13 protein-coding genes are annotated in these 14,414 nt (G+C 54.5%); 8 read left to right on the forward strand and 5 right to left on the reverse strand.

Going from position 1 to position 14,414, the window contains the following annotated elements; translation table 11 throughout:
• The first annotated feature begins 209 nt into the window (after positions 1 to 209).
• The 4 genes from RHM60_RS17230 (at position 210) to RHM60_RS17245 (ending at position 2,814) form a co-directional block, all read left to right on the forward strand.
• Entirely contained in the window at positions 210 to 902 is a 693-nt protein-coding gene (locus tag RHM60_RS17230) for a hypothetical protein (RefSeq protein WP_322212283.1), read from the forward strand.
• A 192-nt stretch (positions 903 to 1,094) separates the two neighbouring features.
• A complete protein-coding gene (locus tag RHM60_RS17235) occupies positions 1,095 to 1,775 on the forward strand; it encodes a CsgG/HfaB family protein (RefSeq protein ID WP_057009902.1) in 681 nt (226 codons plus the stop codon).
• Between the two features lie 29 nt (positions 1,776 to 1,804).
• The gene (locus RHM60_RS17240; protein ID WP_003238711.1) at positions 1,805 to 2,167 is read left to right on the forward strand and encodes a DUF4810 domain-containing protein; all 363 of its coding nucleotides are present in this window, start codon (positions 1,805 to 1,807) and stop codon (positions 2,165 to 2,167) included.
• Positions 2,164 to 2,814, forward strand: a complete 651-nt coding sequence (locus RHM60_RS17245; RefSeq protein ID WP_003238713.1) for a DUF799 domain-containing protein — start codon at positions 2,164 to 2,166, stop codon at positions 2,812 to 2,814. The genes RHM60_RS17240 and RHM60_RS17245 overlap by 4 nt, the downstream gene beginning before the upstream one ends.
• 51 nt (positions 2,815 to 2,865) lie before the next feature.
• On the opposite strand, the gene RHM60_RS17250 is transcribed toward RHM60_RS17245, so the two are convergent.
• Entirely contained in the window at positions 2,866 to 4,323 is a 1,458-nt protein-coding gene (locus tag RHM60_RS17250) for a M10 family metallopeptidase C-terminal domain-containing protein (RefSeq protein WP_322212285.1), read from the reverse strand.
• 412 nt (positions 4,324 to 4,735) lie between these two features.
• Here RHM60_RS17250 and RHM60_RS17255 point away from each other — a divergent pair, with 412 nt between their 5' ends.
• The gene (locus RHM60_RS17255; RefSeq protein WP_209987152.1) at positions 4,736 to 5,308 is read left to right on the forward strand and encodes an RNA polymerase sigma factor; all 573 of its coding nucleotides are present in this window, start codon (positions 4,736 to 4,738) and stop codon (positions 5,306 to 5,308) included.
• Entirely contained in the window at positions 5,305 to 5,844 is a 540-nt protein-coding gene (locus RHM60_RS17260; protein WP_322212286.1) for a hypothetical protein, read from the forward strand. Before RHM60_RS17255 ends, RHM60_RS17260 begins: the two co-directional genes overlap by 4 nt.
• 81 nt (positions 5,845 to 5,925) lie before the next feature.
• Here the strand turns inward: RHM60_RS17260 and RHM60_RS17265 are convergent, their stop codons facing one another.
• The 3 genes from RHM60_RS17265 to RHM60_RS17275 all read right to left on the reverse strand — a co-directional run bounded on the left by RHM60_RS17265 (position 5,926) and on the right by RHM60_RS17275 (position 8,466).
• Positions 5,926 to 6,117: a hypothetical protein gene (locus RHM60_RS17265; protein WP_322212287.1), complete on the reverse strand. Its 192-nt coding sequence runs from the start codon at positions 6,115 to 6,117 to the stop codon at positions 5,926 to 5,928.
• Positions 6,118 to 6,867: 750 nt separating this feature from the next.
• Positions 6,868 to 8,202, reverse strand: coding sequence for a methylamine utilization protein MauJ (gene mauJ, locus RHM60_RS17270; RefSeq protein WP_322212288.1), 1,335 nt, complete (start codon positions 8,200 to 8,202; stop codon positions 6,868 to 6,870).
• A 63-nt stretch (positions 8,203 to 8,265) separates the two neighbouring features.
• On the reverse strand, positions 8,266 to 8,466 hold the full coding sequence (locus tag RHM60_RS17275; protein WP_322212289.1) for a hypothetical protein: 201 nt from the start codon (positions 8,464 to 8,466) through the stop codon (positions 8,266 to 8,268).
• A gap of 1,161 nt (positions 8,467 to 9,627) precedes the next feature.
• On the opposite strand from RHM60_RS17275, the gene RHM60_RS17280 reads away from it, so the two are divergent.
• Positions 9,628 to 10,821 (forward strand): hypothetical protein, encoded by a 1,194-nt coding sequence (locus tag RHM60_RS17280; RefSeq protein WP_322212290.1) that lies wholly within the window; start codon positions 9,628 to 9,630, stop codon positions 10,819 to 10,821.
• 1 nt (position 10,822) lies between these two features.
• Entirely contained in the window at positions 10,823 to 11,398 is a 576-nt protein-coding gene (locus tag RHM60_RS17285; RefSeq protein WP_322212291.1) for a hypothetical protein, read from the forward strand.
• Between the two features lie 830 nt (positions 11,399 to 12,228).
• Here the strand turns inward: RHM60_RS17285 and RHM60_RS17290 are convergent.
• The gene (locus RHM60_RS17290; protein ID WP_322212292.1) at positions 12,229 to 13,992 is read right to left on the reverse strand and encodes a hypothetical protein; all 1,764 of its coding nucleotides are present in this window, start codon (positions 13,990 to 13,992) and stop codon (positions 12,229 to 12,231) included.
• Between the last annotated feature and the right edge of the window lie 422 nt (positions 13,993 to 14,414).

A 14,414-nucleotide genomic window follows, 5' to 3' on the forward strand; every position in this document is an offset into this window, starting at 1 on the left:
AAAGCCAACATCGGCAAGCGTGGCAGTTGCCATTTGGCGTCGCTGATCTGTAGAAATTCTATTTTTTAGCGGGGTGCTTTTGCAAGGCATCAAAACGCTGTTCTATTGGCAAGAGCTTTCAACCCTACAGTCTTCCAAACAGTTGCCGACATACTCTGGAGGCATGAAACGCATCCAACCATAAACACCCAAAACACCAAGGGACTGCCGTGAAAAACCTTCTCCTCATTCTCCTCACCACCGTCATCCTCGGCGGCTGCGTCAGCCATCCGCTCACACCGGAAAATCGCGCGCAGGTCAAAACGGTGAAAGTGCTGCCCGTGAAGTGGGGCAAGAACATGGTGTATTTCGGTCGTGAACAGGCCTGGGGCGCGGCGCTGGGAGCCGGGCTGGGTGCCGGCGTGGGCATGGCGAGCGGGGCGTCGAAGGTGGGGACCGCGGCGTTGAGCGGTGCCGGGTTTGCCGCCGGCATGAAGCTTGGGCAGTTGGCTGAAATGTCGACGCCGGCAGCGATATTGACGGTGATGGACGCCGAAAACATCGACGTGGGTGTATTGCTCAAGCAGGGCTTTGTCGATGCGTTGGGCAAGACGTCAACGCTCAAGGTGGTGGGTGACGATGAGCCCGCCGATGCGCAGATTCAGCTGACGGTGACCGAATGGGGGTTTCGCCTGACCCAGGGGTTCAGCAGCGTGATCTACCCGACCATTTCGGTGATTGCGCAGATGGACCGTGGCGACCAGATGATCTGGCGCACGTTTGAGACGATCACGCCGTTCAATGGCCAGAATGTGTATGGCTACACGCCGCTGACCTACCGCACCGACCCCGAGGCCTTGCGCCGGGCGCTGACTGGGATCACGCAGATCTCCGGCCAGTATCTGGTGAAGGAGCTCAAGTAAGCCTAGTGGATCTTCATGTTCTGCAGGGTTCACATATCCGCGCGAAACAACTTGAGAACCCCCCTTAACTCCGTAAAATGCGCCAGCCGTTGCGGCACTACAGGTTCAGGGACGAATGCAGACGCACGTGTTACTCCTCCCGGAATCGCCGCAGGCCTCAGCTCTGCCGATTTTCCATTTCAGGAGCAACACGTGAAGACACTCTCCAAAATCCTGCTGTCTGGCCTCACCGCCGCAGCGCTGTTGACCGTGGCCGGTTGCGCCACCGAGAGCAACCGCGCGATGCCGGTGGAGCAGGTCGCCAGCGCCAAGATCGCCTATTCCGGCGTGCGCGTGCCGATTGCCGTGGGCAAATTCGATAACCGCTCCAGCTACATGCGCGGCATTTTCTCCGATGGCGTCGACCGCCTCGGTGGCCAGGCCAAGACCATCCTCATCACCCACCTGCAGCAGACCAACCGCTTCAACGTGCTGGACCGCGACAACATGGGCGAAATCTCCCAGGAAGCCGCGATCAAAGGCACCGTGCAGAAGCTCAAGGGCGCTGACTACGTAGTGACCGGCGATGTGACCGAGTTCGGTCGCAAAGAGACCGGCGACCGCCAGCTGTTCGGCATTCTTGGCCGTGGCAAAACCCAGGTGGCCTACGCCAAAGTCGCTCTGAATATCGTCAACATCAGCACGTCCGAAGTGGTGTATTCCACCCAGGGCGCCGGTGAGTACGCGCTGTCCAATCGTGAAGTGATCGGCTTCGGCGGCACCGCCAGCTACGACTCCACCCTCAATGGCAAGGTGCTGGACCTGGCCATGCGCGAAGCGATCAACCGCCTGGTCGACGGCATCAACGCCGGCGCCTGGAACCCGCGCAACTGATCAGCCACACCACAAGGAGCAGTACACGGATGAGCAAGGCAGTGAAGTTGGCGCTGATGCTGACAGCAATCGCAGCGGTCGCCGGTTGCCAGACGGCGCCCCAGCCCCTGTATCAATGGGAAAGCTACCAGCCGCAGGTTTACGAGTACTTCAAGGGCGAGCCCAAGGAGGCGCAAGTCGAGGCACTCGAGCGCGATCTGCAGAAGATCAACGCCAGTGGCCGCAAGGCGCCGCCGGGTTACCACGCGCATTTGGGCATGCTGTACATGAGCATGGGCAAGGATGACCAGATGGTGCAGGAGCTGCGTACCGAAAAGGCCTTGTTCCCTGAGTCCGCCGCATACATGGACTTTCTGCTGAAAAACGCCAAGGCCGGAGTCGCCCTCAAATGAACCTCTTGAAACTCACCGGCGCCTTGCTGGCCCTGGCTTTGCTCGGCGGTTGCGCGGCGCCCAAGACCATTGATTACACGGCCTACAAACAGGCGCGGCCCAAGTCGATCCTGGTGCTGCCGCCGATCAATGAGTCGCCAGAAGTGCAGGCCTCCTACAGCCTTGTGTCGCAGGTGACCTACCCGTTGGCCGAAGCCGGCTACTACGTGTTGCCGATCGCGCTGGTGGACGAAACCTTCCGCCAGAACGGCCTGACCACCGCCAACGATATCCAGGCCGTGCCGCCCACCAAACTGCATGACATCTTTGGTGCCGACGCAGCGCTGTACATTACGGTCAGCGAGTACGGCACCAAGTACATGCTGATCTCCAGCGACACCTCCGTGACGGCTTCGGCCAAACTGGTCGACCTGCGTACCGGCACCACCCTGTGGACCGGCGCGGCGCGTGCGTCCAGCGAGGAAGGCAACAACAACGGCGGCGGCCTGGTGGGCATGCTGATCACGGCGGCGGTCAAGCAGGTGATCAACAGCTCCACCGATGCGGCGCACCCGATTGCCGGGATTACCAGCGCTCGCCTGCTGTCGGCAGGGCAACGCACCGGCATTCTGTACGGCCCGCGTAATCCGAAATACGGCACCGACTGAGGTGTTTTAAAAGCCCTGCCTGGCCGCCCGGTCAGCGCAGGCTTTTGCGGTTCAGTTCACCAGGATGTCCTTGGGCTTGATCAATTGCGTGCTGTTCACCCGGAACCCTGGCTTGCCTGTGCCGGTCAGGTCGATGGCGACGAAATAGCGATGGATAGTCGGGTCGAAACTGACGATGGTTTCGCCGGCGCGCCCGGTGAAGGCAGTGACGAGTTTGAGGTGCGTATTGGCCTCGTTCTCCAGGCCGCGCAGGTCCATTTTGTCGACGCCGGTGGTGAGGTCCATGATTTCATCCGGTGCCTCAGGCGTGGAATCGCTGGCGCGTTCATAGACAAACGTGTCGGCGCCTCGGCCGCCGCGCAGCCGGTCCGCACCGCTGCGGCCCGTGAGCCGGTTAGCAGCGTCGTTACCGATCAAGGTGTCATGGCCGGAACCGCCGACGGCATTTTCAATGGTGCAGTCGCGCGCGATGGAAACGTTGCCTCGCAAGCCCCCCACATCGGAGAACGAACCCGCCCTGAGGTTGATGACCTGGTCGTTGCCGTAACCCGAGACATCCAGCGTGTCGTTGCCCCCGCCGTCCCAGACGCAGAACGCGGCGCTGTCCCGGTAATTTCGAAGGGAGTAGTAATCCCTGCCGCTATTGGAATTGAAGCCGTAGGTGTTGTCTTCCCGACGAATGTGATGATTGGCCCCGTACCTTTTTTGCACGGCGCTGATGTCGTCCATCATTGGTGCTTTCGGCTTTTCTCCAAGCTGTTTGCCGCAGTGTTCGGCGCCGAAGTAACTCATGACGCTATGAGCTCTGGAGTCCTGTACGTGGCGAGGCGCCTTTGCCCCGGTCCAACCGTCGTAATGGCCCGGATGAGTCAGCCCTAAGGTGTGACCAATTTCGTGTGTTAGATCGTGGCGTGTCACTCGGCGTGGGTTGTAAAGCGTATTGCCGCTGTTCCAGAAGTGCCCGGGGAAAAAGCCCACTGCAGTGCCGACGTGTCTGGAAATACCGAAGCTCAATCGACCTTCTGTCTGGCAATCGCTCTGAGTGAACTCCAGGTTGGCGACATCACTCCAGGATTGCATGGAGCGTCGGGCGTTCTGCTTTTGAGCTTCGTTGAACCGTCGCGCATGGGTGTTGAAGGTATAGGCAATTTCAGTCTTGCCGTTCCGATCCCGGTCATGCCACTTGTCCGTGTTCCGGGTGAGTTGCTCCACGGCTTGCTGCTTGTTGAGCGAGCGCTTGTGGATCCTGGCCGCGTGCGGATCGTCCCGGCGCAGGGTCTGGTCGTAGTTGGCGTTGTGAGTACTGTTGGTTGGAGGGTGCGGGCGGTGATTCGGCTGCACATAAGGCAGTGGTGGCTTGCGCACATAGCGGTGCGGAATAAACGGCTGCATAAATGGCCGAAAGAGCGTTCCAATCCACCGATTGAAAGGTCGCAGAGCGGGTTGAACGTACGGTTGATAGGCATAAAAGGGCGCGCTGAAATGTATTCTCACGATGGTATTTTCCACTGGGTGCTGTCACCTTTCCTTACTTGAACGATGCCGCAGATTCCCTGTGCAGGGGGTAAAACTGCCAGCCCGGGAAAGAGTTTCCAAAGGTGGTTATGTGTCCGAACAAGACTTTTTTGGACGGTTGGGCAGAGGGCAAAGTGTTTATGCAATATTCAAATTCAACCCTCGACCCCGTCGCTGCTGGCCGTGCCGCCGAGTCCGTGGAATCTATCCAGATTGACCGGCGAATGAACCTACCGGGTGAATTGCTGCATCTGAGCCAAGTGAGCGAGCCATTCACACGCTCGTTTAAGCCAATATCCCGGCCCTCCACAATCCAGTGTGGGAGGGGGCTTGCGCCCGATAGCGGTATGCCATTCACTGAATTGTCTGACTGACACGCCGCGACCAACAGGAGCCCGCCCCTCACATGCCCACCCCGGCTGCCTCACCCAGCGACGAATCGCTGCTGGTCCGCTATCGAACCGGTGACGCCGCTGCGTTCGAAGCGCTCTACGCACGTCACCGCCAGGGCCTCTACCGATTTCTCGTGGCCCTGTGCAACAAGGCCGAACTGGCCGAAGAGATCTATCAGGAAACCTGGCTGAGCCTGATCCGCAGCACCACCCAGCCACAGGGCCGCGCGAGTTTTCGCACCTGGCTGTTCCAGATTGCCCGCAACCGCCTGATCGATCATTGGCGCAAGCACGGCATCCACAGCCCACTGCACGACAGCTACGACGAACAACTGCACGCCCAGCCCGACCATGACGCCGGCCCCGAGCAGCAACTGAGCCTGAGCCGCGACCAGGCCCGCCTCGACGCCGCCCTGCAAGGCCTGCCCGACGACCAGCGCGAAGTCTTCCTGCTGCGCCTGCACGGCGACCTCGACGTACCGCAAATCGCCGCCCTCACCAACGCCCCGCTGGAAACCGTCAAAAGCCGCCTGCGCTACGCCCAGCAGAAACTGCGCCGCCTGCTGGCCGAGGAGATCACCGCATGACCGACAAACGCGCCACACCGGATCCCGATGACACGCTGCAGCACTATCGCCAACACAGCCCGGGCGAACCGCCTGCAGCCCTCGACGCCTTCCTCCTCGACACCGCCCGACGTGAGGCCCCAACGCCGCAGATGAGCGTGTGGCAACGCTGGCGCAACGTCTGTAAACAACCGCGCTGGCAAGTGGCATTCGCCACCGTGGCCGGGCTGGCGTTGATGGTGGGGGTGGTGATGCGTGAGCCGGTGGCGCATAACGAGATATCCACTGCGACGTTTTCTGTGCAGGCACCGATGGCTCGGATTGCGATGGCGCCCGGGGATGAGAGTGCAGGGGCGATGGTGGGGCAATCTGCAGTCCGACAGCTCAGCAAGCACGCGCCGGTGGCGGGGCCTACGTTGGAGGAGGGGTTGCGCGAGATTGTCGCGCTACGTGAGGCGGGAGCAAGCAGAGCGGCGGATGAGAAGCTGCTGGCGTTGCATGAGCGGTTTCCGCAGGAGGATTTGCCGGGGTTGTTGGAGGGGGTGCGAGGGCGTTGAATCGCCTGGCGGTGAGCGAGGCGTTATGAAAAATGCGACTTTGTGAGGGACTCTTGATTCTTGTATTTCAGGCAGCAGAAATTAATAACCACCAAGATAAATTGTAAGTTTTGGGGCTAAGAAAATAACGAAAGCGATTATTAATGGCAGAACAACCATGTGCAAATGCTTGCCTTGAATGTTGCGATCATACTTTTCATTTATTAACGAGGCAGCGCCTTTTGCTGCGAGCGCCAAAATCACAGCGCTTATTAGCGAGAAAATAATCAGCATATAACTACCTGAATCTTCAATAAATCAGCATCGCACCAAGCGACAATAAGGTGGCGTATGTCAAGCGCTAACCTGCAACAAATTAAGCGTTCAACTGGCGGGTTCTAGCGGAACAAGCAATGCGCTTGCGACGACCGGGTCTCAAGGGTGGCCTGCGTACGGCACTAATCACCCAGGAGTTGCGACCTTTCTTTGAGTACTGGGATAGCACCCACAAAAAAGCCCCAGACCTTTCGACCTGGGGCTTCTTCATCTATATCTGGTGCCCCGGCGCCGTTTGAACCTGGAGGTATTGCCCCCGTGTTTAAAGGGTTTTGTCTTCTTGTCGTTTCAAAGGGATACACCAGGGGATACACGACGCTGTCTGCTGGGGCGTTTTTGGCCCGTTTCACGCTGGCTGAAAAAGCCGTCGAGGTACGTTGTCCCGTCCCCGACGAACGGTAACGTCATCGCGATAACCCGCCATAGTGCAAAGGTATGGTCGTCACCACCACTCCTTTGATGGATCAGTCCAAAAGTGGCCTGATTATCACGTTCCTCGCTTTTAAGGAGGCATCGCCACAATTTCGCGGCGATTGCGCTAGCGCCGTGTGGTGCTTCCCCCACACTGAGGCGTTCTTGCCATTCCCTCGCGGCAGCATCACCCCGGATCAGGGTAGTGGTCATTCATGGGGGGCCGGACCGAGCTCAGTCGACACAGGCTCTAAGCGCTCCTGCCTTTTTTGATGGTGTATTGCTGGAGATTCACCGTTACTCCGTGGATCTCCCTTGTTGGAGTCGGAACGCGTCAATCGCCTCCTCGACAGCTTCGGATGGAATTCGAGGAATTATGTTTACGGGAAGAACTACCTCGCAGTCCACAGGTTCGAGGCCGTCTATACATAGCTCGACGACAGCGTTTCCTATAACGCTGTGGAAAACGGTAGCAAAGGCGCGTACGTCGTTTTCACATATGGGATGACGGTCATTTTCTAGAAGGCTTCCATGATCGAGTAAGTTATGAACGCGGCCATTACGGTAATCCAAAATGAATAACAACATCAAAGTCATATTGGGATTGAATAACACCACACGTACCTGTCCCTCGTGAACGACGTCAACATGCATGTCCATCGTTTCTAATCCGGTGATTGGACCATCGGGCCAGAGCCGCACAGTCACCTGTTGCCGGTCGATACCCAGTGGTACATCCGGAGTTCCGCCCGCTCGGAGCGTCTCTAATGCTTCACTAGCAATGAGAGAATCCCACGGTGAAAGGCGGTCACGAGATGTAAAAGTGCTTTGGGCTGTTGGTACCTCTAAATTCAAGGCAATGAATCGCCTAGCCAGCTCACGCATCAGCACGAGGTCCAATGCGATTCTTTGGCGATCTCTAGGAATATCGGGATCTACGATGTCTCTGCCGAGACTTGCATGTGCGACGGCACACCTACCGCTGTTGTAGAGGTGTACTCCAACATCGGCACCGCTAGATCGAAGCTCCGTGACGCGAGCCGCAGCGTCACCGCCTACCTGATCAATATTCTGATTAAACCAAGCTACGCGAGCGTTGCTGTTTTGGAACTGGGATTCAATGACCTTGAAATAGCTGAGAAACGCGTAGCTATCGTGAACTCCAGTCAGGCGTTCACCTTCACGCCAAAAAGCAAGAGCTATCCGCACATTTTCATCTTCTATGATGGGCATGTGATTGCAGTTAAATGCCTTATTTCCAAATCGCCCAACCGTGCTAAATGCCTGCCGCATTTGAGCGCCGAAAGTCATGGGATGACTGCCATGAATGTGTGACACCACATCGACATAGCCACCCAGAAACCAGCCTAGAACTGACGATAGTCGGTAGACCTTCGCAAGAATTTCTTCAGCCGACAATGTCCCCTTGGGCACCGAAATTGATGGAGCAGTAGGCTCAGCTTCGTTCTCAGTTCCGCGTAGAATAAAGTCGTCTCCTCCGTATTGAATCCAGACGTCTTTTTTTGGCCAAGGTACTGACGACGCAACTGCCGCGCAAAACCAACCCCTTCTACTCTGTAATTTCTCACGAACTTTTTCGCCAAACACATGGGGAATATATGGGGCTCGCATACATCGTGCATCCTTATGCGATGGGTACGGAATAGTGAGGAGCGCTAGCTATTAAGGAATGTCTTACAAGCGCATTTCCCTGATTACTCGCCTTGGATCAGCTCCCCGCGAAAGCGCGCGCCGGGCGTCCTTAGTGAGTTGGTCGAGCGCTTGCTCCTCGAATGCCGCCGCCATTGCGCTGGCCTTCCTGACAATCAGCAGCGCCAGCTCCGGCGGAAGCATCACTTTGTCGGAGTGTAGATAATCACAGTCGATAACGGACACGGTCCTATCCTCGGTGCGCGGTTGATGCTGGCGCCGGAACGAATCGGGGCCAGTGGATGAACTGCAGATGTTACCAGCGGAACGCGAGCAACTATCTGGAATCCGGGAAGTTGACCAAGCTGGCGAGCCGACCGGTTTCCGCTCCAGGGTAAACAACTCGTTCACCACCTGCTTCGACCTGCTGTCAGGCTGCTGGAAGCTACGGCAAATACTTGACGAGCATCAAGCACCAGCACGCCACCTTTAACGCTGGAAGCTGCGCATTGCTTGGGTAGCGGACAATTCCCCCATGGTCTGTCGGCAAAAATCCGTCTAGAGCCTGTCTAGTATTGCCTGGCGCGCTAAGGATTTGTCTGGCCCGGTATTTCACCACCCCATCTGGCCGGCGTGGGCCTTGCTATTGATCGGGAAGTTACCTTGACGGGCACCTCATAAATTCTTGACGAGGCTGGTGCTGGCCAAGCTGCGAGAATGCCCGAAAAGCCTTGCCCTGCGTGGCTTTCAGCGCTCCAGCTACTGCTGGCGCCAGATAAATCCGTCAAGAATTTCGTCAATGTTGCGTCAAGGCTGGTCAAGGATTCTGGAGGCGTTTACCTGGTGCGATTCTGGGCCACTGGTCACGCAAACTACCGTCGCGGCTCTCCCCGATTCTGGACGAGGTAGCTATCCGGTCGCCTACCGGATCTGCCGCCAGCCGGCGCAGGCGCTGGTTGCTGGGCGGACTTGGATGATCCGCGGCCTCCACATCTGTCCAGAGCCTGTCCAGAATCCGTCAGGGGTCTGTCAGGGGTATGAGACGGAAAAGCCCTTAATTTGACGGCCTCCGCACGGGATAAGCCTCAGACGGCCACCCAGCGCCGGTTTCGTCTCATACCTGTCTTACATTCCGTCAAAGCGTGATATTTGGGATTGGTTGTATCGCGACACTGAGAGGCTCTAGACGGAACCCTAAGCCTCACCGAATTCGTTGGAGGAGAGCGCTCCTAAGCCAGAAATATATTCGTGCCCGCTTGATAAGACCTTTGAATACAGCCGCTTGCCGAATCGAGAGCTACGCGAACTCTTCATCAGACCTGCAAAGATGTCATTTTGCTGGCATTTTGATTGCCCTACGATGAGGCACAAACGTATGCTGACGGTTCAATCAGATTGGAGAGTAAAATGGATTTATCTCAAATTAAAATTGCCCGCTATGAAGAAGGGCAAAAAATCTGGATGGTTCGTGCCGATAGTGGCCAGTACCTCGAAAATTTCATGTTTGGATCAGTAATATCAATTAAGCATCTAGACATTTTTTATAACTTTTCTGACCATGACACAAAAGATATTCCTTCAGATGAGGCTATCCGGAAGTCGATTCTTTCCAAGGCAAATTATCGAGATCAAAATTCAAAAACACCAAAGCTTAATGGGTCAGGTCAACGTAGTTACAATCAAATTATGCATTTCCTGCACGATATCAAGCGCGGTGATTTGATTGTTTCTCTAGATGATAATGTCGTCGTTATCGGTGTATGTAGATCCTCTAAAGCATTTTTTAGTAAAAGAGGTCTCAACAAGCCTGACCCCGAAGGCGGATCTACTACAAAGCTGCCTCATACACTTCGTAAAAAGGTTGAGTGGGGGCCAAGAATTCCACGCTCTAGAGCTGCGGGCCTATTACGAGCTCCATTTCAGGCCGTTCATACAATATCTCGACTTGATAAGCACTGGAAGGAAGTATTTAGTCTTATCTATCCTTTTTTTACCGATGGTGAGAGCTTGTACTTCTCTCAGTTTATTGGAACCAGAGAGGAAATAAATGGAAAAGTAATTAGCAAGCTGTTTTCTAATCTATCCAATGTTCAACCTCTGCTTGATGAGATGTTAAATGGAGTCATAACTGATGCGTTTGTGGATGCGCTAGTTAATGATGAGTTGGAGCTCGCGTGGGAAAGTTTTGATTTAACAACGAAAGCTTTTTTCATGTCTCCTGGCGGGATTTCGAGCAAGCTTCCATTGCCGGCTGGTATCGCTAAAGAATTGGCGGCTAAGGTTTTAGCAGTACTTGTTTTAATCAATATTGGTTTAATTTCAGCGGAGGCAGCAGCCGAGCAGTTAGATGAGGGGGATTCAACTTCATCCATTTATACACCGGGTGGAATGATAAAGGAAAGAGATCTAAAGCCTAGTGGTGAAGATAACGTAGGTAGAATGCTGGGTGAGTTAGTAAAAGGGAACGCTGCACAGCTAGAGCAGATTAAGAAACGCCAGAAAGCTATCAAGGTTAAGTCGAAGCTTAAACTAACTATACCTGATTATGATACTTCCGTCCTTGAAGAGAAAGGTGGAGTCAAAGTGTCGAGGATTGATTAGTATGAAGAGTAATGTAATAGATGTCGCTGGCGGAACATTTGTTGTAGTGGCAGTTTCCTATGCTACGGGAACCGCTTATTTTAATTCGTACTTCCGAAAGCTTCACGCAACTCCCGATCTCTTTACAGTATCTATGGAGAGAGTCATTTTTGAAGGTGGGCGGCAGTTACTAGATCTTGTCTTTATTCCACTGTGCTGGTTCGCTGTAATTCTCTTGGTGGTCGGTTTAATTAGTACGGCTTTTCAGATGTGTGGAAGTCGAAAACTTCATGGCATTGGGCAAACTGTGGCCAAAACAAGTGTTTATGGGGTTGTGAAAGAGTTTTGGTGGGTGTTTGGCTTCATCGGCATATCTATTATTACCTCCATATCTTTCGAGCGTGGGGGGGCTGCCGGAATAAAGGTCGCAAATGAGAAAAGCTGCACCCGTGTAGTAATCGATACTGATGATGGTCTGCATACGGGATGTGTTATTTATAAAACTGAAGCTGAAGTATGGCTTCTCATGGCGGAAAATAATCAGAAAGTTTTGGTGAGTTTTCCTGCAGATAAATACAAGAGTCTAACTACCTATTGATGTGTCAGGATGAATATCCTTAGGCGGTTACGTAAGCCGACAGTCTTCACGGCTGATTAGTGCTGGGTGAGAAGCTAGTTATCCCTCTACTCCATCATCCCGCCGGTCAACACTTGGCGCTGAAATAGCGAACCTTTTCCATAGGAGTGTTTCGCGATTGGCAAGGTTGCCAGTGAACGCCGCAGCAAAACCCTGGAAACCAAAGTGGAAACCAGCGCTTGGCAACCATGGTTTTTGATAAACAATCCGGCGGCCTGGTTCGCGCCTTGATGGTTGCGAACCAGAAGTGCGAACCTCAGTGCGAACCTGCTATCGATACGCGCCCAAATGCATACCAACCGTGCGTACTGAACTGCGTACTTCCTATGCGCATTTTGCGCAATTGCTGCGCAGTAAACCGGCGGGCCATTGCTGGCGCTGGGGCCTCTACATCGTCGCACGACATAACTCTATCTGCTGTTACGCCTGCTATTACACGGCTCCAGCGCGTGAATATGCTGCGTGAAATCATGCCAGGAGCTTCGCGCACGCCGGGTGCGCGATGGGCGTGCGCGAAACACTGCGCGAAAGCCGGTCAACCGCCACTTGACGCCAGCCTTCCATGCAGCTGTTTCGCAAATTGGGCGTCTTGTGGTAGTGACCAGCACCAATTGATCACTGATCGTGGTCTCCGACCAGGTTATCCATCTTGGATCAGCACCCATCCGTGGATACCTGTTTGGAGACCGGCAGTTTTCGGCCAAAAGCGGACTAGTGCGGGTAGTAATGAGCGGCCTCACTTTTTGATTCTGTGAACTCTATGAAACTAGGGGCGATTCAGGGGCAATGCATTATGCCCTCGCTATAATTCGCTGCAGGGGATGGTTGATCGCAATCAACGCCTCGATGACACCCTTGAAAACCACATCCAGTGCCAAACCGTGTCCTTGACTTAGGGACGCCGTGTCGAATCCTTGATCTTGTAGTCTGACCATGACTTCAGCTCCCGAACTATCGTGGGCATAGGCATTTCGGAGGTCGCTAGCTACGAATAGCATTGCAATTCTAGAGTTTCTATTGTTCCACCCTTCGGGTTCATTTTCGTTTGAAAACGCATCCAGAGGATCTTCCTGGGCATCCAATAGAGTCAGGACATTCACAAGGGCTTCCAGCAGTTTGAGGCTCTTCAACTTCACCAGTTTATCTCTCGGCACCCCCGCCGCCTGGAGAAGCTTTCGGAGAAAGTCGTCGGGTATCCGTTGGTACACCTCGTGGATGGACTTACAGCGCGAAAGAAACTCTCGCTGGGTCATTTCAAGAGGGGCGACGTGTGCAAGTCTCGCTAAGTACGGGTAGCTCCACCACCCTTCATTTTTGACTTGGTCATCTGAAAGACCAACGATGTCTTGACCGGCTTTGGCGATGCCAACACTTCCAGCCAAGGCCGACAAGTTTCTACCTAACGCTAACAACTGGTGAGCAAATCGGTCGGTCAGGGAGACAACATGCTCCTCCGCTTTGTCGAAGGCCTCGGCAACCTCAGGTAAAACAGCATTGGAATGCGCATGGAGTAGTTCACGCGTGGGCACACCGGTATAAAGCTCTCGTATTGGAACTCTGATGAGATTTCTGCCCACTCTCAAGCAGCCAGAAAATGCCCATTGTCCGGAGTATGACGGGTTGTTGTACCAAAGCTTCGCTTGCCCCGCGGGCGTGCTGTCATAAAGACTGTTTTGCTCGTACTTCTCCAGAAAGCGATCACTTAGGTAAACAGCTTCCCCGAACATGTCATTTCGAGCCGTATGAGCCGTGACTGGTTTTTCCATACCCGGCCAAATCAGCTTTTCCGCACTAGGTGTAGGGCTCAATTGACAAGAAACTGCTTCGACAGTTGCCCAGACTTGAAGGAGATATCCGTTCCCTTCCTCGTCCTTTCGAAGATCACCGTTGAACCATTTTTCTTCGTCGCCAAGAACAAGAACCTTTTGATCCCCAACCAGACCTTTCAGGAATGCCGAGTCAGGCAGCGTTGCCTGGTAGTAAAACTGCCTGACTCCACGAGCACCTCTTAACCAAAGGTACTTTCGTAAATACTCGTTGGACATCGTCCACCGGACGTTTCGTGATGCTTTGAAGTAGAACTGGCTGGATATTTCGCCCTCTGCGACAGCAAACTCAGGCAGCTTCGGGTCATCGTAAATAATGCGCTGCTGTTCATTACCGATACAACGTGGGGTCAGTCCCAACGCCATCCAAACCTTTTCTGCAAGGTTATAGGTGGAAAAAAGCCCGCTTCCCCAGGATGCGACGATGTAGTCATGGCCGTTGATGCTGGGAGTGAAAATCTTGCGGGTACCTTTTTCACCGAGCTCAGGCACCGAGTAAGCGACCAGACCTTGCTCGGTGTAGAGCACTGGAGGAGGAGCGACGTCATCGGGCACCACCGCCATTGCCATAAGGACAATTTCGCTGGTTGGGCCGTACAGATCGTGCTCGGTGAAGCTGCCAACGTCGACCTTCAGGGATGGTTGAATGCCAATTGGCTCAAGAAGCGCCCTGAAGCGGGCAGGCAGAAATTCGGCTGAAATTGGGAAGTCTTTTAAATAGTCCAGCATTGTTGGTCTCCGTTGCGGCCGTGGAAAGCAATGTACGTCATCCATGCACCTCTCCACGTTTCGAGCAGGGAGACTACCTCGGGAAAATATCAAGCTGCCACTATAGATATCTAGATCAGATATGGTGTTGGGTTAAGTGCTCTCCTCTGGCTGGTTGCGGCCGGTCGGCGCCGGCCGCTTCTGGCCAAATCCTTCCGTTAAGTCAGCGCCACCGACTTAACAAAACTTAACCTTTTTTCAGGTCGAGAACCTGTAATCGAGCACGCACCATAACCTTATAAAACCTGATATCGAATCGAGTGCGGGGCCAGGCGCGATGTTGACACTAGGCCGGCCTGGGCCTGTGGCAAAGCTCGCTGCCTGTTAGCAAAAGTTAGTCTCTCGGGAGGTATGGCAACCCGTCACCCGGCTAATAATTGTCA

The sequence above is a fragment of the Pseudomonas sp. MH9.3 genome, assembly GCF_034354675.1.
GTDB lineage: Bacteria > Pseudomonadota > Gammaproteobacteria > Pseudomonadales > Pseudomonadaceae > Aquipseudomonas.

What these genes read in the sequence shown, in the direction of transcription:
- RHM60_RS17265 (WP_322212287.1), bottom strand. Translation starts at nt 6,117, where the DNA reads ATGCTGATTATTTTCTCGCTAATAAGCGCTGTGATTTTGGCGCTCGCA.
- RHM60_RS17255 (WP_209987152.1), top strand. Translation starts at nt 4,736, where the DNA reads ATGCCCACCCCGGCTGCCTCACCCAGCGACGAATCGCTGCTGGTCCGC.
- RHM60_RS17260 (WP_322212286.1), top strand. Translation starts at nt 5,305, where the DNA reads ATGACCGACAAACGCGCCACACCGGATCCCGATGACACGCTGCAGCAC.
- RHM60_RS17285 (WP_322212291.1), top strand. Translation starts at nt 10,823, where the DNA reads ATGAAGAGTAATGTAATAGATGTCGCTGGCGGAACATTTGTTGTAGTG.
- RHM60_RS17280 (WP_322212290.1), top strand. Translation starts at nt 9,628, where the DNA reads ATGGATTTATCTCAAATTAAAATTGCCCGCTATGAAGAAGGGCAAAAA.
- RHM60_RS17290 (WP_322212292.1), bottom strand. Translation starts at nt 13,992, where the DNA reads ATGCTGGACTATTTAAAAGACTTCCCAATTTCAGCCGAATTTCTGCCT.
- mauJ (WP_322212288.1), bottom strand. Translation starts at nt 8,202, where the DNA reads ATGCGAGCCCCATATATTCCCCATGTGTTTGGCGAAAAAGTTCGTGAG.
- RHM60_RS17245 (WP_003238713.1), top strand. Translation starts at nt 2,164, where the DNA reads ATGAACCTCTTGAAACTCACCGGCGCCTTGCTGGCCCTGGCTTTGCTC.
- RHM60_RS17240 (WP_003238711.1), top strand. Translation starts at nt 1,805, where the DNA reads ATGAGCAAGGCAGTGAAGTTGGCGCTGATGCTGACAGCAATCGCAGCG.